At 42.9% G+C, this 20,686-nt stretch carries 13 protein-coding genes, 2 tRNA genes and 1 pseudogene; 6 read left to right on the top strand and 10 right to left on the bottom strand.

Annotated features, from left to right (window positions below):
* Window positions 1–154: 154 nt before the first annotated feature.
* The 4 genes and pseudogenes from SIO70_RS33550 to SIO70_RS27855 form a co-directional block, all read right to left on the bottom strand.
* Window positions 155–688 carry a DUF5110 domain-containing protein gene (locus SIO70_RS33550; RefSeq protein ID WP_414017943.1) on the bottom strand — a complete coding sequence of 178 codons (534 nt, stop codon included), beginning with the start codon at window positions 686–688 and terminating at the stop codon, window positions 155–157.
* Window positions 689–781: 93 nt separating this feature from the next.
* Window positions 782–2,134: pseudogene (locus SIO70_RS27865) on the bottom strand (TIM-barrel domain-containing protein); the annotation flags it as partial.
* Window positions 2,135–2,315: 181 nt separating this feature from the next.
* Entirely contained in the window at window positions 2,316–4,046 is a 1,731-nt protein-coding gene (locus tag SIO70_RS27860) for a RagB/SusD family nutrient uptake outer membrane protein (RefSeq protein ID WP_320576391.1), read from the bottom strand.
* 11 nt (window positions 4,047–4,057) lie between these two features.
* Window positions 4,058–7,033 carry a SusC/RagA family TonB-linked outer membrane protein gene (locus tag SIO70_RS27855; RefSeq protein ID WP_320576389.1) on the bottom strand — a complete coding sequence of 992 codons (2,976 nt, stop codon included), beginning with the start codon at window positions 7,031–7,033 and terminating at the stop codon, window positions 4,058–4,060.
* Between the two features lie 214 nt (window positions 7,034–7,247).
* On the opposite strand from SIO70_RS27855, the gene SIO70_RS27850 reads away from it, so the two are divergent.
* Both SIO70_RS27850 and SIO70_RS27845 read left to right on the top strand, forming a co-directional pair.
* A complete protein-coding gene (locus tag SIO70_RS27850; RefSeq protein ID WP_320576387.1) occupies window positions 7,248–8,846 on the top strand; it encodes a DUF6377 domain-containing protein in 1,599 nt (532 codons plus the stop codon).
* Window positions 8,847–9,031: 185 nt separating this feature from the next.
* Window positions 9,032–10,828, top strand: coding sequence for a 3'-5' exonuclease (locus SIO70_RS27845; RefSeq protein WP_320576384.1), 1,797 nt, complete (start codon window positions 9,032–9,034; stop codon window positions 10,826–10,828).
* A 94-nt stretch (window positions 10,829–10,922) separates the two neighbouring features.
* Here the strand turns inward: SIO70_RS27845 and SIO70_RS27840 are convergent, their stop codons facing one another.
* Together SIO70_RS27840 and SIO70_RS27835 are read right to left on the bottom strand one after the other, a co-directional pair.
* Window positions 10,923–11,693 carry a hypothetical protein gene (locus SIO70_RS27840; protein WP_320576382.1) on the bottom strand — a complete coding sequence of 257 codons (771 nt, stop codon included), beginning with the start codon at window positions 11,691–11,693 and terminating at the stop codon, window positions 10,923–10,925.
* 83 nt (window positions 11,694–11,776) lie between these two features.
* Window positions 11,777–13,111 carry a hypothetical protein gene (locus SIO70_RS27835; protein ID WP_320576380.1) on the bottom strand — a complete coding sequence of 445 codons (1,335 nt, stop codon included), beginning with the start codon at window positions 13,109–13,111 and terminating at the stop codon, window positions 11,777–11,779.
* Between the two features lie 276 nt (window positions 13,112–13,387).
* On the opposite strand from SIO70_RS27835, the gene SIO70_RS27830 reads away from it, so the two are divergent.
* Window positions 13,388–14,227 (top strand): SGNH/GDSL hydrolase family protein, encoded by an 840-nt coding sequence (locus SIO70_RS27830; RefSeq protein ID WP_320576378.1) that lies wholly within the window; start codon window positions 13,388–13,390, stop codon window positions 14,225–14,227.
* Window positions 14,228–14,393: 166 nt separating this feature from the next.
* Here the strand turns inward: SIO70_RS27830 and SIO70_RS27825 are convergent.
* From SIO70_RS27825 to SIO70_RS27815, 3 genes are all read right to left on the bottom strand, one after another.
* Window positions 14,394–14,479: transfer RNA gene (locus tag SIO70_RS27825), tRNA-Leu, on the bottom strand.
* A 51-nt stretch (window positions 14,480–14,530) separates the two neighbouring features.
* A tRNA-Gly gene (locus SIO70_RS27820) sits at window positions 14,531–14,603 on the bottom strand.
* A gap of 199 nt (window positions 14,604–14,802) precedes the next feature.
* Complete coding sequence (locus SIO70_RS27815) at window positions 14,803–15,654, bottom strand: hypothetical protein (protein WP_320576376.1); 852 nt, start codon at window positions 15,652–15,654, stop codon at window positions 14,803–14,805.
* A gap of 146 nt (window positions 15,655–15,800) precedes the next feature.
* Between SIO70_RS27815 and SIO70_RS27810 the strand changes: the two genes are divergently transcribed.
* From SIO70_RS27810 to SIO70_RS27800, 3 genes are read left to right on the top strand one after another with little or no spacing between them, the layout of a single operon-like run.
* Window positions 15,801–16,730, top strand: coding sequence for a DUF3667 domain-containing protein (locus SIO70_RS27810; protein ID WP_320576374.1), 930 nt, complete (start codon window positions 15,801–15,803; stop codon window positions 16,728–16,730).
* A gap of 8 nt (window positions 16,731–16,738) precedes the next feature.
* Window positions 16,739–17,518 (top strand): enoyl-CoA hydratase-related protein, encoded by a 780-nt coding sequence (locus SIO70_RS27805; RefSeq protein WP_320576373.1) that lies wholly within the window; start codon window positions 16,739–16,741, stop codon window positions 17,516–17,518.
* Window positions 17,519–17,552: 34 nt separating this feature from the next.
* Window positions 17,553–18,071 (top strand): hypothetical protein, encoded by a 519-nt coding sequence (locus SIO70_RS27800; RefSeq protein WP_320576371.1) that lies wholly within the window; start codon window positions 17,553–17,555, stop codon window positions 18,069–18,071.
* Between the two features lie 190 nt (window positions 18,072–18,261).
* On the opposite strand, the gene SIO70_RS27795 is transcribed toward SIO70_RS27800, so the two are convergent.
* Complete coding sequence (locus SIO70_RS27795) at window positions 18,262–20,526, bottom strand: Tex family protein (protein WP_320576369.1); 2,265 nt, start codon at window positions 20,524–20,526, stop codon at window positions 18,262–18,264.
* Window positions 20,527–20,686 lie beyond the last annotated feature (160 nt).

The following is a 20,686-nucleotide window of genomic DNA, read 5'->3' as shown; positions in this document are numbered from 1 at the left end:
TGTCATCAATAAAAGGCCGGGTTGATAAAGTAGAAGAGAATATTTTCCGAGACATCCAGCTGATCTACACGGGCATAATAATATAAAGATAAAAAAACAGAAAGGCACCGACAATCGTCGATGCCTTTTGATGTGGACCTGATTCAAACCATAATCAATTCGTTTTTATCTCCCCGCCTTTGAGTGTAATCACTCCCTCATACTGCTCTCCATTTTTTATTACGATTGCATTTACATGATGGATCTCTTTGTCTATATCATACTTCCCATTCCTTGAAGCGAGACTAATTTTAGTCACTCCCTTTTCCTCTTTCGCCTGAAAAGTTAACTGACAATATTCTCCTTTCTTAAAACCCCAGCCTTCACCAGCATCCCAGTACAATTCTCCCTTCGCCTTGCCTGTACCATCCAGAGAAATAAACAATGTCAGTTCCTCTAATGAATTATCATTTGTATGCTGTATTGCTTTTCCTACTGGAAGAATGCACCCCCCTTTGATCAGTAATCTTGCCTGATGCGCATCCTGACTATCTCCGTCAATCAATTGCAATTGTTCCCATTTACCTTTTGGCAATGCAGGGTTCTGTGCAAATGAAGGGATGACCAGCAGATCTTCACCTAACAGGAATGCCTGTTCTTCTGCTCTCAACCTTGCATCTGCCGGATCATCAAAGAAGACAGGCTGCATAATGGGTAACCCTGTCTGATGTGCCTTGTAAAACAACGTATAGAGATAAGGTAATAACCGATACCTGCGTTCCAGTGCAATGCGGGATGTCTTTTCGATATCCGGTCCAAACGCCCATGGTTCTTTGTTATTCGTTCCTTCGCAGGCATGGCCTCTTGCAAATGGCAACAGCGCACCAAATCCAATCCAGTCTGCCCATAATTCTTTAGATGTATTTTCCAGGAAACCTCCGATATCCGGTCCGCTGAAAGGCTGTCCTGACAAGCCCAATGTAATTGACATAGGAACTGATACTTTCATAAACCGTGCATCTGCCAGGTTATCACCCGTCCAGGTAGCAGCAAAGCGCTGTCCTCCCAGTAAATTTGCACGGGTGAGTATGAAAGGTCTTTTATCCGGATTGGCTGCCATCACACCTTCGCGGGTAGCCTGTACCATCAGTCTGCCATAAGCATTGTGATATAACAGGTGTGGACCTGCGGGTAATGTACCACCCCCACGATGCGGCGTGTTGTATGGCATGGTACCCAGGTTCCCATCCATTACAGCGGGTTCGTTCATATCATTCCAGATACCATCTATACCATTGGCCATGAAGTTGCGGTACAACCCGGACCACCACTGCCGTGTACGAGGAATCGTGAAATCAGGGAAGGCACAATCACCTGGCCATACTTTGCCATGATATTCTTTTCCGGTGCTATCTTTCACCCATACATCCTGCGCTGTACCAGACTGGTATACGGAATAAGCAGGATCAGCTTTCACACCGGGATCTATCATAAAGATGGAATGAAAGTTCTATGCATGCAGATCGGCATTGAGCTGTTTCGGATCCGGGAAATTCTTTTTATTAAAAGTAAAGATCCGGAAGCCTTCCATATAATCAATATCCATCCAGATCGCATCACAAGGAATTTGTTTGAGCCGGAAGGTATCGGCAATCTCTCTTACCCGTTGTTCCGTGAGGTAAGAGAACCTGCATTGCTGATAGCCCAATGCCCATCTTGGCGGCATTTCCATGGTGCCTGTTAATTCTGCCAATCCTTTCACTACTTCCTGCGGAGAGGAGCGATCGATCACAAATACCCGGAAGCGTGTACCGCCTTCTGTATTAAAAGATACCTTGTCTGATTGGGTGGTCAGTGTAGATTTCCACTGACTTTCAAAGAGCACGCCGAATGCAGAACCGTCTTTTCTTACACCAATTACCCATGGGTGTGTCTGGTACAGTCGCTTGCCACTATCCGTACCATATGCACCATTGTCGGTATTCCAGAGTTTGATTGTCTGACCGTTTCTCAGCAGCGGTCCTGTTACTTCTCCACCACCATATAAACTGATTTCTTCATCTAGTTTAACACTTGCACCTGTTCCATTAAATTCAGGTACTACTTTCCAGTTAGCAGGCACCTTACCTTTTATCGCCGGCTCACGTTGCAGCATTAATGAAGGTGTTTTCGATGGATCAAAGCCTTCCGGAATAAATTCAGCAATAGAATTGCCCACCAGACCTGACTGTCGGATAGGGATCTTTTGCGCATTTACCGCACCCCAGCACATGACACCCAGGAAGAACAGGAAACATTTTGAAACTTGAATCATCTATTGTATTGTTTATTAATAATCATTCATAGCCGGGATTCTGCACCAGTTGTGGATTGGCTCCCATAATATCTTTTCCGATAGGGAAGATGGCCGTATGATTGTCAGCATCAGGTTGTTTGTCCCACCAGGTGCCGGTGTTAAATACGCCCCAGCGAACCAGGTCTGTACGACGACGGTTTTCTCCCAGGAATTCACGACCCCATTCATCCAGCATCTCCTGATCGGTTAGCTGACTACCATCGGTTTTATACAGACTTGTAGAACCTTCAGGATAGTTACGTTTGCGAACGGCATTCAGTAACACGGCAGCACTAGCCTTATCTCCAGCCCTGTATTTGCATTCAGCAAGTGAATAATAGATTTCTGACAAACGTACTTCTGCATAGGCGGATGTAATACGGTTGGCATCAGGTGTAGGATACATCGGATATTTCAACATAAATATGCCTGAATTATGATCCGCATGATTCATGTTGGATTCTTTGTCAGCAATGACTGTACCTGGTTTTGCATCGAGGAACCAACCTACCTGGTCGCGGATAAATAAAGGGTAAGATCCTTTGTTACCACGAACCGTATCTGGCACTGTTGCACCATTCACAGAACGTTCGAAAGGCAGGTAACCGAAGAGGAACATACCTTCACGGGTGCTGTTGCCCAGGTTCTTGTACAATTTAAGCCGATAATCGTCAGGGTAGTGTTGGAATTTTACAAATGGTTTTCCCAGTGCAAATGGATATTCCACACTGTCTACATCTCTGCCAGGTTGTAATGCAAATCTTGGATTTGACTGACCAAAATCAGTAAACTTACAATACAAAGGAGCTGCATCGTATGTGAGACTCCAAAAGTACATACCGCCATCGTATTGCCAGTGGGTACGTGATAGTGTACAGGGGAAACCGTAAATAGTTTCTGAATTGACCGTGCTGTTTGTATAATCAAACGGCGCATCCCAACGGGTATCCAGTGCATAGGCACCATATTTACCATCAATGATATCCTGTGCTACGGTGGCGCAATCAGTATACCTATCTGTGTTGATATATGCCTGTGCATTCAGGTAGAGGCGTACCAGCAATGCTGCTGCTCCTGCCTGTGTCCAGCGGCCAATACCGTTGCTGCCTAAGTCTGCTCTTTTAGGCAGATCAGGGATGGCAGCTTTTAATTCGGACTCGATGTAAGCGAAGGTTTCGGCTGGTGTGGATTGTTTATTGCCGGTAGTGGTATGTTTTACATCGGTGATGATTTCAATGTTGCGATAGAAATCAAATGCACGCAGGTAAAACCAGGCTCTCAGTGTTCTGAGTTCTGCTTTGAAATCTGCTAGTTCGGTAGCAGTGATATTGAGTTTAGCAGGGTCAGTTATACTTTCCATATCCTGCAGGGAGTTGGTGGCCAATACGATACCCTGGTAAAATGCAGTCCAGGCACCACTTGTAAAGCCATCCTGTGTAGTCCATGTATGGTAGTGCATACGTTGGTAGTAGTTACCATCCTGCCAGTCACCCTGACGGTTGTATGTTCCTATTTCGTCGGAAGCGTTTTCGCCGGCGGCATAGATATCATTTCCCTGAATGCTCCAATACGCATGTTCAAATGGACGAAGAAAATCTCTGATCACATCATCTCTTCTTGTGAGGAACTGGCCAGCGTCAACTTTGTCGTATACTGTTTCATCCAGTTTTGTACAGCTGCCAAAGATCAGTAATGTGGTCAGTGCAGCTTTCACTATATAGTTATTTTTCATGATTGTCTTTTTTAGAAGGTTACCTGTAAGCCGCCCAGGAACTGGATTGTAGCCGGATAGAAATTTAAATTACCTTGTACCCCGGGTGTTAAGCCGTTCACAGGATACAGGTCAGGGTCACCACCTTTGAAGCTGGTGAAAGTATGCAGGTTGCTGGCAGCTGCATACACCCTGAAGGCTTGCATGAATTTGGATTTGACAGCATGGCTGTAGCCCAGTGTCACATTATCAATCTTAACAAATGAACCTGATTCGAGGAAGTAATCGGAGGCCAGTGATAATGTAGATGAACTGGTCAGCTTCGCATATTTACTACCCGGATCGTAGGCAGAGCGCAATGTATTGGCATCTGTTTGTGTAGCAGGCGTACCGATGTAGAATGCCTGCATGTTGAAGATCTTATAGCCAAAGTTGCCACGGAAGAAGATGTTCAGGTCCCAGTTTTTATAGGTGAATACATTGCCAAGTGAACCGGTAAATTTAGGCAGACCATTACCTACAAATTGTTTGTCATCTGCATTGGCATTGTTGGCGGTGACGATAGTACCATCTTTTTTATAGACCAGCAATGCACCATTTTCATCTACACCTGCTGATCTTAACATATAGAATTCACCGATGCGGTGGCCTTCCTGTACACGCTGAATTGTACCTGGGCTACCGGGAGCTGGTAATCCTGCCAGATCGAGGTAAGGAGAGCCCTGATACACCTTGTTGGAGAAGGAAACGAACTTGTTATTATTAAGGGCGGTGGTGAAGGAGATATTATAATTGAAGTCACTTTTCCGGATGACCTGTGCATTCAATTGTACTTCCAGACCGGAGTTCTTCATAGTACCCACATTGGTGAATGTTTGTGACTGAGAGTTCGGTGGCAGTGGTACGTTATAATATCCTAACAGATCTTTGTTGGTACGTACATAGTAGTTGAGTGAACCGGATAAGCGGCTATTGAAGATATCGAAGTCGATGCCTGCGTTAAAGTTGATCGCTTTTTCCCAACTCAGGTCGGGGTTCACATTCTGTGAAGGGCCATATACCTGGTAGGTAACACCATTGAAGGTGAAGTATCCATAACCACCATAGAGCAGCAGGGAAAGGTAGTTACCGAAATCCTGGTTGCCGGTGATGCCGTAGTCAGCTCTCAGTTTCAGGTCGTTCAGCCAGCTGATCTTATCTTTCATGAAGTTCTCGTCAGAGATTCGCCATGCAAGGGATACGGCAGGGAAGTTCCCCCATTTATTGTCAGTACCGAACTTGGATGAACCTTCGTGACGAATGCTGGCAGTGAGGATGTACTTATTATCAAAGTCATAGTTGATCCTGCCAAAGAATGCTGCAAGCCGGGAATCGTTTTGCGTAGAGGACACAGCGCTCTGACCATTGCCTTTGTCGCCACCATTCCAGGTACCGGAACCCAGGTTGTTCCATTCAAAAGTATCGAATGGAAAATCGTAGTTGTTGGCACTGAATTGCTGGTAATTAAAATAACTATAGGAATAGCCACCCAGTAATTTGAAATGGTGTTGGTGATAGTTCAGGCCATAATTGATGGTCCATTCAATGTTCTGCTGATCGTTGTCCACCTGCTCCTGTGAGGCATAGTTTGTTTTAGTCGTTTGTCCTGTATGCACGATGGTGGTCATGGTAGACGGACGGAAATAAAGGTTCTTATAAGAGGATTTAATATTGGAGATGGTCGCTGTTGAATACAGGTTCTTCAGGATGTTCACTCTTACAGAACCGCTCATATCCAGTTCTTTTATCTCAGCCTGACTTTTGATCAACCGGGCATTTTCAACAGGGTTGTTGGAGAAGAAACCGGTGTTGAGATAATGATAGCCGGTACTATCGTACACGGGTTGAGTTGGATTGAGCGTTATCGCATTATTAAAGTTGGATTGATCGGCGTTGCTGGTTTTCATATAACGGGGCGCCACATTGAGCGCCACGGTATAGACATTACTCTTTGAGGTATGGTTCACATTCAGACGTGCGCCATATTCCTTTTTATAGGCACGAAGGTCAATACCGGTGGCATTCCGGTAGTCGGCAGAGGCAAAGTAGTTATCATTTGCGGTACCGCCTGAGATCTGCAGGGTATGCTTCTGGCCGTAGGTAGGATTGCGGGTCACTGCTTTCATCCAGTCAGTATTGGCGCCGTAGTCGATACCCATGGTTGGGGTGGCATTAACGCGGTATTGCCGGAACTCGCTGGCAGTGAGCACGCGGGGAGCCATGGTGATTTTGTCCAGGCTCACGTAGCCATTGTACACCAGTTTTGAATCGCCTGTGCCCTTTTTGGTAGTGATGATGATCACGCCGTTGCTACCCCGGGTGCCATAGATGGCAGATGCTGCACCGCCTTTAAGCACGTCGATAGATTCGATATCATTCTGATTAATGTTATCGATATTACCGCCGGGCACTCCATTGATGACATACAGTGGCCCCAGGCCTGCGCTTCGGGAAGAAACGCCCCGTAGCTGGATGTTGGGAGAGGAGTTTGGATCGGCGGTGGCAGTGTTGGTGATGGTCAATCCCGCTACTTTTCCCTGGAGGGACATGAGCGGGTTATTGCCTGCTACGGCTTTTAGTTCGTTCGCGCTCACGTGGGTGATGGCACTTGAAACTTCCTTTCTGTTCAATGTACCGTAGCCGACGCTGACCACTTCGACACCTTTTAGTTCCTGGACATTTTGGACCAGTTTTACCAGCAGTGTGTTTTGGTTGGAGAGCCGGACAGTTTGCGTGAGGTAGTCAATGGAAGAAAAAGTGAGTGCCTGGTCAGCTGTATTAATGTTTAATACAAATGAGCCATTGCCGTCGGTGGTGGTGCCTGCTTTAGATCCTACCACCCGGATCGTTACGCCTGGCAACGGATCGTTGGTTGTAGAATCAATGACTTTGCCGGTGATCGTCCTGTTTTGACCAAAGGATGTGTATCCAAGCAGAATAAAGATTAGACAAAAAAAATTTTTTAGCATAACGGAGTGCTTAATAGTAGAACGTGGATAAATTTTTTAACATCGCTGCAGCGGATCAAAATAAATCACTAATTAAGCGACTTGTATTGACGGGGGAGATGGTGGGTGAAAAATCTAATTACTTATTATTGATAATCAGTGTGTTGATAGCATTTTGGGGGCAAAAAATCTAAGAGGTTTCAGGACAAAAAATGTACTTTTAAGGTACTTACATATGAACAGAATAACATTTATAGCCGTTTTTGTACTGGCATTTTTTCAGGGGTATGCACAGCATATTGATGCAGATAGTTTGGTGGAGGTGCTGAAATCAGAGTTGAAAAAAGAAAACAATTTTGACCTGACGAGGATCAATCGGATAGGTAATTTGCGGTCTTCATTGCTTCATGCGGACAGCAATAATTTTACGCTGCAATATGATCTTTGTTCAAAAATATATGAGGAATATTCTTCTTTTAAATTTGATTCTGCATATGTGTATGTAAAGAAGATGGTGAACCTGGCAGAGCAGTTTCATCAAAAGGATCAGTTGATTGAGAGTGAGATCAGGTTGGGGTATACTTTATATTTTTCCGGATTTTATAAGGAAGCGTTTGACGTAATCAGAAAAATAGATACGAGCAGGTTTACACAGGCGCAGTGGAGTGATTACCTGACTATGCGGGCGAGGTTGAATCAAAGCATTGCGGATTATGACAATGATCCTTTTTTTTCCAGGGGATATTATGACCAGTCGGATCTGGATTTTAGAAAGGCGCAGGTGATTACGCCTGTGAATGATTTTGAAAAAACGGTTGACCTGGCTTTTTTGCCGGATTCATTGAGGCATAAAAGTCTGACCCCGGACTATTTCTTCCATTTGATCATGGCGCAGCGGTTGTCACCCCATCGTATAGCAATGGTGGCTACGCGCATAGCGGCTGCATATAAGGGGAAGGATAAGGTACTTTTTTTAGCGTTGGCGGCGATTGGGGATGTACGGTCTTCAACAAAGGAGACGTTGGCGATATTTCTGCTGGCGCAGGAGTTATATCATATGAACCATACAAATGACGCTTATATATTTATGCAGGCAGCGGCGCGCAATGCCAATTTTTATGGGGCGAAAAACCGGGCCGTGCAGATAGAATCATTGTTGCCGTTGGTGGCGGGGAAGATGATAGATGAGAAACAACATCAGCGGGATAAGTTGTTAATTGGCTTTTTGACATTTTTGATTGTGGCGGTAGTGTTGTTTTTCCTGTTATTTATTTACAGGAAGCAACTATTGCAGATAAAGGCCAGCGAGCTGATGATCAAGGAGAAGAATGCACAGTTAGAGCATGTAAATGAACAGTTGTGGGAGTCGTCGAAGATAAAGGAGGAATTGATCGGGTTGTTTTTTAAGACCTGTTCTTCTTATATAGAAACGTTGGAGAAGATAAAGCAGCATACTTTGCATAATATAAAGCTGAAGAAGTATAATGATGTGAACGATCTGATGAAGGGGATTCATATCAATGAAGAGAAGGAGAGTTTGTATAATATGCTGGATAGTGTTTTTTTGACGATGTTCCCGAACTTTATTGCATCCTTTAATGCGTTGCTGAAAACAGAGGACCAGATCTGGCCGAAGTCTGGCGAAACGCTGAATGCGACGTTGCGCATATTTGCATTGATGCGGTTGGGGATTATTGAGCATGAGGCGATTGCGAAGATCCTGGATTATAGTGTAAGTACTGTGTATACTTATAAGACCCGGATCAAGTCGCGGGCGTTGGTACCTGCGACTGATTTTGAGCAAAAGATTATGGAGATTAAGTTTATTAAATAACCTTGTTGGGTAGCAGACACATTTGCATTGTCGAAAAATGGTTGAATAATGAACAGCTTCTTAAAAAAAGATGTTTCATTAAAATTTACCTTTAATGCTCAAATAAATAAATTTCTGGCTTTACCTGTGTTGATATTTATCATATCAATTTTTTTATTTGAGTGTTTAGCTGGAAATTCGCGATTATGGAACAAGGGAATGGCTATTCTTCGATAAAGCTGACTAAAGAGCAGACTGCTATTATTCAATCAAGGGGCAGTGTCCGGATCAATGCCATTGCGGGATCCGGCAAGACTACGACTATCGTAGAGTATGCCGCGTCGAGGCCCGGCAATCCGTCCATATTATATCTAGCGTTTAATAAATCAGTCAGGTTGGAGGCGACACGTAAGTTTGAAGCAAAAGGGCTTTCAAATGTACGGGTAGAGACTGCGCATTCATTGGCGTATAAGCAAATCGTATTTGCACATAAATATAAGGTAAGAGGGCAGGGGTATAAGAATGGAGAGATTGTGGATATGTTGCGATTGAAGGGGAATGGAGAAAAGCACAATGAATATGTGATAGCGACGCATATCAATAAATTCCTTTCTTACTATTGTAACAGCAGTACGGTAAAGATCGTGGAGCTCAACTACCTGGAAACGTTGACAGATAAGGAAGCGGTAGCGTTTGTGACAAAGTTTTATAGCACTATTGAAAATGGAACGCGGGCGATTTTAAATAAAATGAATACGGGGGAGATAGAGATCACCCATGATTTTTATTTGAAAAAGTTCCAGTTGGTCAATCCAGTTTTATATTACGACTATATACTTTTTGATGAAGCACAGGATGCTTCCGGGGTGATGCTGGATGTGATCCTGAAGCAGGAAGCGACAAAGGTGATAGTAGGGGATGTACACCAGCAAATTTATGGATGGCGGCATGCGGTGAACTCATTGGAGAAGGCTCATTACGATTTACTGCGGTTATCAACGAGTTTCCGGTATGTGCAGGATGTGGCTAATCTGGCATCTGAGATACTCTTTTGGAAGAATCACATGGCCGAAACGCAAAAGGTATCCATCTTTGGGCGGCCAAAGCCTGTGAAGCTGGGGAACCTGAAGGCTACGATCGCAAGAACGAACCTTGGGTTGTTGCTGAACGCGATAGATTTTATTACAGATAACCCTAAGGTGAAGCATATTTATTTCGAGGGGAATATCAATTCATATACCTATGCAGATGATGGTACATCTTTGTATGATGTATTGAACCTGCAGAATGGGAATTTAGACAAGGTGAATGATAAGGTGGTGAAGTCAATGCGGAACCTGGATGAGCTGGAAGAATATATAGAAAAAACGGAGGATGTGCAGCTGGCGACGATGGTAGAGATTGTGAAGGAATATGGGAATGAGATCTTTGCGATCATGAAGAAGTTGAAAGCGTTGCATGTAGGGGATGAGCATCGACATAAGGCAGAGATGATCTTTTCAACGGTGCACAGGGCGAAAGGGATGGAGTATGATACGGTGTACCTGGTGAATGATTTTATTGCGGAGGAGAAGCTGAAGGAATTGAATAAAAAGGAAGAGGCTGATGTGGATCGGTTGATGGAGGAGGTGAACCTTTTATACGTTGCGGTTACAAGGACCAAGGGGCAGTTGAATATTCCTGAGACGCTGGTGCCTGCGGGTTTTCCAGCCTCGCCGTATATTAATGTTTTGAAGGTGAAGGCAGAAGGGAATCCTTATAATAATGTCAGGACTTCTTCACTGAGAAGAATTAATAAGCATACGTCTACGCCCGAAAAGAATATTATTAAGAAGAGAGCAGCGTTAAAAGAGGCGGCGAAGCCATGGTCGGCAAGGCAGGATGAGGAGTTAAAGATCATGTTTGAGAAGGGGATGCCGGTGAGCAGGCTGACGGTGTATTTTGACAGGACGAAGGGAGCGATTTTGGAGCGGTTGAAGCAATTGGGATATTATTTGGATTAGATATTTTGTTGGAGAAGTTAGGTTGACTTCTCCGTTTAATTTGTTTATTTTCAAAAGCGCGTTTTGATGCACGCTATTGTGATGCCTCAATTTTTTACTTTGCTAATACAGGCTTACCACCATTTTCAGGATAATAAATTTTCTGTGATTCACTCGCCTTTGGGCCAAGCCATATATATTTCTGTTCATTGTACTCGCGGGTAGCTGTTTCATCCATCACCACAGTATCCATGTCAATAGTAAGCACAGAAAACGGGTCATAGGTGCCGATATCTACAGGTCCGAGGCTATCTATAGTTGTTCTGCCAAATAATTCCACCCATCCTTCACGACCCAGCAATGTTAATTGACCATCATGATTAATATCCTGCAATTTCATAGGGGTTTCAAATGCTTTATCGAAAACCATTTTGAAGTGTGCACCTTTACCATAGATGATATTGAAATCTTCTCTTCCTGCTCCATAGATATATCCAAATAGCAATATTGCAAACTGGTTGTTGTCTTTATAAACAAAGACAAGGGGAGAATTGACGGCATTCTGGTTTTCATTCAGGAACGATGAGTCTATGATATCCCAGGCGCCATCAGTTTCAAAAGTTTTTACGTCTCCACCATTTAATGCGATTTCAATCTGTTGAAATGTGCCGGGATCCAGGGGAGGGCCAGATATCGTGATGGTATCCATTTTACCATCATTATTAAGATCGGTAGTGATGACCTCATGGAATTTTTTTGGGGATTGTTCTTCAGTGATAGCATTTTCAAATGGGTGGGTGCTATCATTGCGTATTTCTTTCCGCTGTGGAGCTGATTGACATCCGCCGATGATGATCAGGGATAAAAGGAGATAATATAGTTTCATAGCGTGGCAAATATACATTTATAGGCTAATTTTTAATTGGAGGTCTTCCGGGTCATCCAAAACTGGTTAATTGAATAGTAGTTCTAATTTGCATAAACTAATCTTTTTTTCATTGCAGCCATAAGCTTATTATCTTCCTTATGTGTTACTTCTATTCTGGCAACAAGCAAAGGTATCGCTTCCCTAATAAATTTAGCAACAAGATTTTTCCATTTATCATTGCTTATCAATGTGCCGATTTCTTTAATAATTAGTAATTGAAGATATAAACCAATTTCTGTTGCCTGGATCAGTATATTCTTAGCGCTATATTGATAATATGTCTCATCAATACTACGGTAATATTCTGATGTTGTAAAATTAGAATATGCGAAGTTACTTAAATATTTATCGAGGAAGTTATGGATTATTTTATCTTCCGGATAGGGTGATAATTTAACCAGATCAATTAGTTCTATGGGTTTATTGTTGGGCGTTTTAAATAAGGAAAGCACTTGTTTCGGATCCTTATTAAGGTACGCCATTGTAAGATAGTTCCGATAAATAGTATACAGTAATACCATGGCGTCTTCAGTGGTTCCTTTATTTACCAGGGCAGAAAATGCAACGAAGCTTTTACAACATTTTGTGAAGGAGAAGAATTGGTAATCGTGCAGATATTGATCGGTAGTGAGGTGTTTGGTAATTGCTTTAATACTTCCAAACATATCAACTGTTTGTTTATACAAGGCAATATAGATGTTGATGTATTCTTTCAAAGAATAGAAAAGACCACCGGTAGTTATTTGAATGCGAAGCTCATTTTCATCTCCTGATTTTAATTGATCCAGTGAAGAATGCACCCTGATAACATTCGGGTTATTTTCATCGAATATCTTCTTATATAATTTTAGGGCGGACTGGAGTCTTTGCTTCGCTTGTTTAAATTTTCCTTCCTGTATGAAGTAATGGGCAGCTAACTCATCTAATTGGGGGCTTTCATTCGTTATATGCTGTGCTCTTTCAAGATTAGCTCTTCCTTTATCAAATTGATGTAATTCAAATTGAGTCGAGGATAAATTAATTAATAAATCCGGATGAGGATTTTCCGGACAGGCTTTAATGCTGTTAATAAATGCTTGTTGGGCCAGTCTGAATTTGTTTTTTGCCTTCAGTATTATTCCTATTGTATAATAGGAATATGATACAAGAGATGGGGGCATCTTTGAATGGATGAATTTGTTTCCTTCTTTCCAATACAATTGTGCTTTTTGATAGTTTCCTAAATGATAGTAGGCATTAGCCAGGTGAGTATATGCCTGGGCTAATGAGTCAGTATCATTGTTTTCTTTTAAAGTTTTTATAGCCTGTTTGGTCTGGGCAATTGTTGCTTTAAAGTCATCATTATCAATATCGGGTAATTGGAATCTGGATGTCAATTTGGTGGATATTAAGGATGTTACGAATGAAATTCGGTGGTGGAAATGAAGGTATCATTTTTCGGATGAAAAATTTATTCTTTAGTAAGGTTAGGAGTCATAATAGTTTGTGTCTTAGCATATTTTAATTCGTGGAATGATTTTCAGGAAATTATTAAAATTTCCGGCCATGCTTACATTGGAATCTTACATAAAATTAGTGGAGCAGGCATTATTTATGTTAAAAAGTTTGCAACCATAAATATATATGCTACGTATATATGTTAAAAGAATGATATGAAAGGGTGCAAACTATTTTCCCTATTACTCCTTTTTTCACTTGTGCTGAGTTCCTTTGTGCCACAAAAGGAAATTACCTGGACTGCCATTGGCGATTCCTTTACTTATTTAAATGACCATCTGGAAGAAAGTCAGAACCGGGTTGAAAAAGGATGGATAACGAGAACAACAGAACTGGTGCCAGGCCTGACGTATATCAACAAAGGGCAAAATTATCTGACAAGCGTTGAAATTGCCTATAAGATTGATGATTTGGATCTGAAGCCATCAGATGTTTATACTGTATTCCTGGGTACTAATGACTGGTGGTTGGGTGTAAAAACAGGTACATTGGACGATTATACTAACAACACCGGGATTGCTACTCTAAATGGGGCTTTCAGGGTGATTATTGACAAATTGCGTAGCCTTAACCCGAAAGCACATATTATACTGATGACACCTATGCAGCGTGGCGATTTTGTTTACATTCTCAATCATAATTTCAGTAGCTGGGGGTCTTATAAAGACCAGGAGGGACAGAGTCTGGAATCATTTGTTAATGCGGTGAAAGCAATTGGTAAGAAAGAAAACCTGGAGGTAGTGGATCTTTATAGTGAACCCAGGTTGGGGATAGCACAGGCTGTGAAGTTTAAATATCTTAGGGATCCTTTAACGCGCGAGTACAAAGAGTATCCTTATCCTGATTATATTAAAATACCATTTACTGTGGGAGATATATATCCTTATCCTAAAGAAGCAATAGATGTTACTTATGATGGGATACATCCTTCTGATAAAGGAGGGGCTATTATGGCCGAGATATTAGCGAAGGTGATAAATGGGTTTCAGTTTTAAATAGTAAAGGCCGGTTTATAATTAAATGGGCTGGTTTATTTTTAATTACTCCCGGATGAAATAGGAAGGCTATGGTTGCTATTGAATGTAATGTGGTTTTCCAATAACAAAAAAGGCACCGCGAGAGCGATGCCTTTTCAAAATCTTGAAGCGCCAGCTTCATCTGTACCCGGGATGGGAGTTGAACCCACACTCCCATTGCTGGGAACGGGATTTTAAGTCCCGCGTGTCTACCGATTCCACCACCCGGGTGGCCCTAAACAAAAAATCCAAATTGCACTGCAATTTGGAAGTTTGTCAGTGAGCGGAAGACCGGGCTCGAACCGGCCACCCCGACCTTGGCAAGGTCGTGCTCTACCAAATGAGCTACTTCCGCTTGTATTAAGAACTTATTTCCCTCAGAAACAACCCGTTGTTTTTTCGTTGGGATTGCAAAGATAGGATTTGTTTTATAAAAACAAAAAAATCTTATCCTTATTTTTTGGAATTTGTAGACCACCACTCGAAAACCAAGCCCAGCAAAGCTTTAAAGTAAATAAAAAAGACTGCGATACCACAGCCTTTTCTAAAAATCTTTAAAATTTATATCTGTACCTGACCACACCCACCTGCACTTTCTGCCTGCCATACACATCCTGCGATTCTAACAGATCCATCTCATTGTACGTATTTCTGTATATGATATAATCGCCGGACGTAACATTCACTGTTGTCGTCGCCCCAATCCTGTTCTTCGCATCGTAGTCAAATACATAATCCGGTAACATCTTCTGTTTGGAAGGGTAGTAGCGGTAAATATCCGTCAGTAAACCCTGGTCATTGTACTTGTAATAGATCTTGCCTTTGTTCGTTTCCTGCTCTTCTACTATGTGCCCTGCACTATCCAGCACAAACTTAACCGTAGTAGAGTCCTCCAGCTTTTCCCCACGGAAATGGATCATTCTGGTAGGTCTGTTCAGAGAATCGTACACATACCGTCTTGTTTCTGATACGGAGTACTTATTCTTAGGATCCTCGGTTTTGACGTAAATTTCCTTAATATTATGGGAAGAGTCGTACTTGTCGTACGTATAAATGGTCGTAGTAATGACATTACGGGTACTATCCACAATCTTCGTCAGCTGACCGTGGGTATTAAAGTACGTCCGCATGATGGAACGGCCTGTAGCGATGGAAGCGGTCACCGTCATCAGCTGACGGTAGTTGTCTAGGAAATCCCGCTCACTCTTAAAGTCGTAATCAGTCTTCCGTCCCTCAGCATCGAGACTTACTACTACCTGAGATTGTACTTTGGCCTTTTTGAAATTAGCCTGGTTGGCCTCCGTCTGTTTGGTATTGAGGATATCCAGGTAATAATACTGGGCCCTGGCCCCTGTGTAAAGTCCCAGAAATATGGCTATTGTAAATAAAGTTTTCCTCGTGTACATATTAAATGCAAAAATAATGATTTAGGGGATGTTATGGATGAAGGATTTGTAAATTATTGAAATCCAGTCCCAACCCAATTTTGTTTTCCCCTAAAACGTAAAACAGATTAAAAAAATTATATTTATAGGACTAACACTTTTACCAATTGAAAACTCAACCTATCAGGGCAGAAAAAAACTGCCTTAATTGCGGCACCGAAGTTCCGGAGCGCTACTGTACTCATTGTGGTCAGGAAAATACCGTTCCCCACGAAACTTTCGGCCACCTGTTCAACCACTTCTTCGCCGATGTAATCCATTATGATTCAAAAACATTAATCACCCTCAAGTACCTCCTGTTCCGGCCAGGATTCCTCACCCAGGAATATACCGCCGGCAAAAGGGTCCGGTATGTAAATCCGATTAAGTTCTACATCTTTACGTCCTTCGTCTTTTTCTTCAGTTATTTCGCCTTCACGCATAAAGATGAAAAAGGTGACACCCAAGGGGTGGTAGTCACCGAAAGCTACAACCTGAATGACGATGACAAAACTGATAGCATTGCCAATGCCTGGACCGGAAAATTGGAGAAGTACAAAGATGAAAAAGACTACTTAGCTGCCCAAAAAGCCCTGCCTGAAGGTCAACGGGATGGGTTTTTTACAAAACAGGCTGTCCGCCAGTATTTTAAACAGAAAGAACGAAAGGAAAAAGGAGAGGAGGGCATCAACGAACGATTCCAGCATAACTATCCCAAAATGATGTTCGTCTTACTCCCGCTATTTGCCCTTTACCTCAAATGGTTTTACCGCCGCAATAAGAAATATTTCTATGCCGACCATGCAATTTTTTCCCTGCACTTCCATACGTTCTTTTTTATCTTCTACCTTTTCACCACCATATTGGATTGGCTCTTTAGTGTAGATTTTATATCTGTTTTTGGACTCATCGTCGTCTTTATCTACCTAATGTTGTCCTTAAAGAAAATTTATGGCGGTAAGTCATTCTGGAAAGCCTTATTACTGGTGTTGTTATATAGTTTCACCCTCCTGCTGGTGTTCACCGGGTTTTCAATATTGCTTACATTTTTGACGTAAATTAGGGGATGCAACCAGAATTTATAATCATACACCAGCAAGTAGCGCCATATGTTGCGCACATCCAATTGAACCGCCCCAAAGAACTGAATGCCCTCAATCTGCAATTAATGACAGAGCTGAAGGAAGCATTAAAATCACTGGACGCAGACGAGAGTGTACGCGTGATCGTGATCAGCGGAAATGAAAAAGCTTTTGCGGCAGGCGCTGATATTAAACAGATGGCAGGGAAAACTGCCATGGATATGTATAATATCGATCAGTTCAGCACCTGGGATACAATAAAGAAAACAAAGAAGCCGTTGATTGCAGCAGTAAGCGGTTTTGCATTAGGCGGTGGCTGTGAACTCGTTATGCTTTGCGATATGATCATAGCCAGTGAAACCGCCCGATTCGGACAACCTGAAATTAAGATCGGCGTGATGCCCGGAGCAGGAGGAACCCAACGCCTTACAAGGGCCGTGGGTAAAGCCCTTGCTATGGAAATGGTACTGACGGGAAAATTTATTACCGCAATAGAAGCATTAAATGCAGGACTAATTAACCGTATCGTTCCGGTTGAATTATATTTGCAGGAAGCAATCCAGTTAGCGACCGAAATTGCAGCACTGAGTCCACTCGCTGTACGCATGGCGAAAGAATCTGTACTGAAAGCTTTCGATAGCTCGCTGGAAGAAGGCTTACATTTTGAAAGGAAGAACTTCTACCTGCTGTTTGCCTCCGATGATCAGAAAGAAGGCATGCAGGCTTTTGTAGAAAAACGAGTACCTGTATTTAAAGGAAAATGATAGCGGCTATAGAAAGGCCGCGAACAATGAAATCATGACATTTACCAAACATGTAACAGCCATCATCGTGATGGCTGCATGCATCTTCGGGTGCAAAGAACCCTCAATGAATAATGTAAGGGAGAAGAAAGACAACATTGAAGCGCCAGCGACAGACACAATGATAACCATTAACGACGCGATTGAACCCGTGAAAGTGACCTCCTGGAAGCATTTTGAACAGTACGACGGTAAGTATATTACGGAAACGGATATACTGCAACATGAACCGCTCAAATCGCGGCTTAAAACTTTGTTAGGGAATGATAACAATACGCTGCGCGAACGTTTTGACGTCGCACCTCCTATTGAAGTGGAAAATGATGTGCTATATAACCAGGGCTGTCGTAAACACTATTGCGGGGCTGATGAAGCCGCGATTGCAATCGATATGAAATCTGATGTCGTGTACGCTGGTGTAGCGGTAAATGGGATTGTAAAGCTGTATAGTGAGGAGCGGGATCCGAGATTTCCGGAGAAACTACTAAAGTGGAAAGAGAAATTCGGTAATTGAGTCAGGTGATAACATTCATAAAAGAGGGAGTTCTCTAACCAGAATAAGACCTTTTTCAGGAAATAAAGAAGGAAATGAAACTCCCGGGAAACGCATAAAATGGAACCTGGCCCCATCAGGTATCCGAATTAAAAGAGGGTGTATCACAAATTAGATACACCCTCTTTTTATAATTGTAAAAAACAAAGAATTAATTAAACTTCTTCTTCAACTCCGCCAGCTTAGCCTGGAAATCATTCAAAGGTGCTGGTGCTGCCTTCTTATTATTGTTATTATTATCCGGTCTACGCTGCTGCTCCCTATTCCTTGGTTGCTGCTGCTGCGCAGGCTCATTCGTCTTCATTGACAAGGATATACGCTTACGGGATGGATCTACCTCCAACACTGTCACCGTTACTTTCTGGTTCAACTTCACTGCCTCATTCGGGTTGCTGATATACTTATTGCTCAGATGAGAAATATGCACCAGGCCATCCTGTTTCACCCCTACATCCACAAACGCACCGAAGTTCGTAATATTCGTCACCACACCTGGCAATGTCATTCCTACTCTCAGATCTTCCATACTCTTGATACCTTCTGCATATTCAAAGATCGCTATCTCATCGCGTGGGTCACGACTTGGCTTATCCAACTCCTTCAGGATGTCTTCCAAAGTAAGCAGACCTACTTCTTCACTCACATACTCTTTAGGATTGATCTGCTTACGCAGATCTTCTTTCGCTATCAGATCCTGTACGGTACAATTCTGTTTGGAAGCCATGCTCTCTATCAGTTTATAACGCTCAGGGTGTACTGCTGAATTATCCAGTGGATTATCGCCATTCTCAATACGAAGGAAGCCCGCACACTGTTCGAACGCCTTTTCACCCAAACGGGTTACTTTCTTTAGCTGTAAGCGATTGCTGAATGCACCATTCTCCTTACGGTATTTTACAATATTCTCCGCCAGGCTTGGTCCTAAACCAGATACATACGCCAGCAGGTGTTTGGAAGCTGTATTCAGGTTCACACCTACATTGTTCACACAACTTACCACTACTCTGTCCAGGCTCTGTTTCAACTGGGACTGATTCACATCGTGCTGGTACTGCCCCACACCAATCGCTTTTGGATCAATCTTCACCAGCTCTGCCAGTGGATCAATCAGTCTGCGGCCAATAGATACTGCACCACGTACGGTTACATCAAATTCAGGGAACTCCTCACGCGCTACTTCAGATGCAGAATACACAGAAGCACCACTTTCATTCACCATGAATACATTGATCTTTTTACCAAAATCAATCTTCTTCACAAATTCTTCTGTCTCTCTACCAGCAGTACCATTACCAACTGCGATAGCAGAAGTGTCATAACGATCAGCCCATTTTTTCAGCAGGGCTTCTGCGTCATCACGTTTATAGTTCTTTTCCAATGGGTAAATTACATCGTTGTCCAGCATATTACCCTGGTTGTCAAGCGCTACCACTTTACAACCGGTTCTATAACCCGGGTCAATGGCAATCACGGCTTTAGGACCCAGTGGTGCAGCAAGCAACAGCTGACGCAGGTTCTCTGCGAACACCTCGATTGCTTCCTGGTCCGCTCTGTCTTTGGCCAGTGCACGGAATTCATTCTCCAGGGAAGGACGCAGCAGACGCTTGTAAGAATCTGTGATCGCCTTGCCTACCTGCTCTGCAGCAGCATTGCGGGTGGTAATGAATTGTTTCTCCATGATCTCAATCGCATCTTCCTCGTTTGGCGCAATGGTGCCATAGAGGAACCCTTCAGCCTCTCCACGCAGAATAGCCAGTACACGGTGAGAAGGTATTTTGCTGAAATCTTCGTTGAAATCGAAGTAATCCTTGTATTTATTGCCTTCCTCTTCTTTGCCTTCGATCACTTTGGAGGTTAAAACAGATGTATGGTTGAAAAGCTTACGCATTTTGTCACGCAGCTCAGCATTTTCGTTAATCCACTCAGCCATGATATCGCGGGCACCTTTCAGGGCTTCATCCGTAGAGGCTACCTGCTCGTTAAGGAACTGTTCTGCAAGGGATTGTGGTACACCTTCCTGTTGTTCAAACAGCATTTTAGCCAGTGGTTCAAGACCTTTTTCAATCGCCACAGTAGCCCTGGTCTTACGTTTAGGTTTGTATGGCAGATAAATATCTTCCAGTTCTGTCAGTACCCAGGTATTTTCCAGTTTGTCCTGCAGCTCAGGGGTCATTTTCTCCTGGTCTGTAATGGTTTTGATAATGAACGCACGACGTTCATCAATTTCCTTGTAACGTTTCTGCAGGTCTTCAATACGGCCTATCTGCACCTCATCAAGGCTGCCTGTCACTTCCTTACGGTAGCGACTGATAAAGGGTACCGTAGACCCTTCTGCCAGCAAATTCATGGTATTCTCAGCTGAACGGGCTGGAATGCCCAATTCAGACGAAATAAGTGCAATGTGTTTGGTATTCATGAAACGAAAATTAGTCTTTTTACGGTGATTAAACCGGCCGACAAATGTAAAGAAAATGCCTTTGTCATCAACAAAAAGAAATTAACATATGATGGCCGGCCGGATATCTTCAAATTTCGGCCCGAAATTAGCAGCGGACACATATTCCTTATATTTGACA

The sequence above is a fragment of the Chitinophaga sancti genome (genome assembly GCF_034087045.1).
Lineage (GTDB): Bacteria > Bacteroidota > Bacteroidia > Chitinophagales > Chitinophagaceae > Chitinophaga > Chitinophaga sancti_B.
Note: the sequence above shows the minus strand (reverse complement) of the source record. Positions and strands in the feature narration are given on the sequence as shown.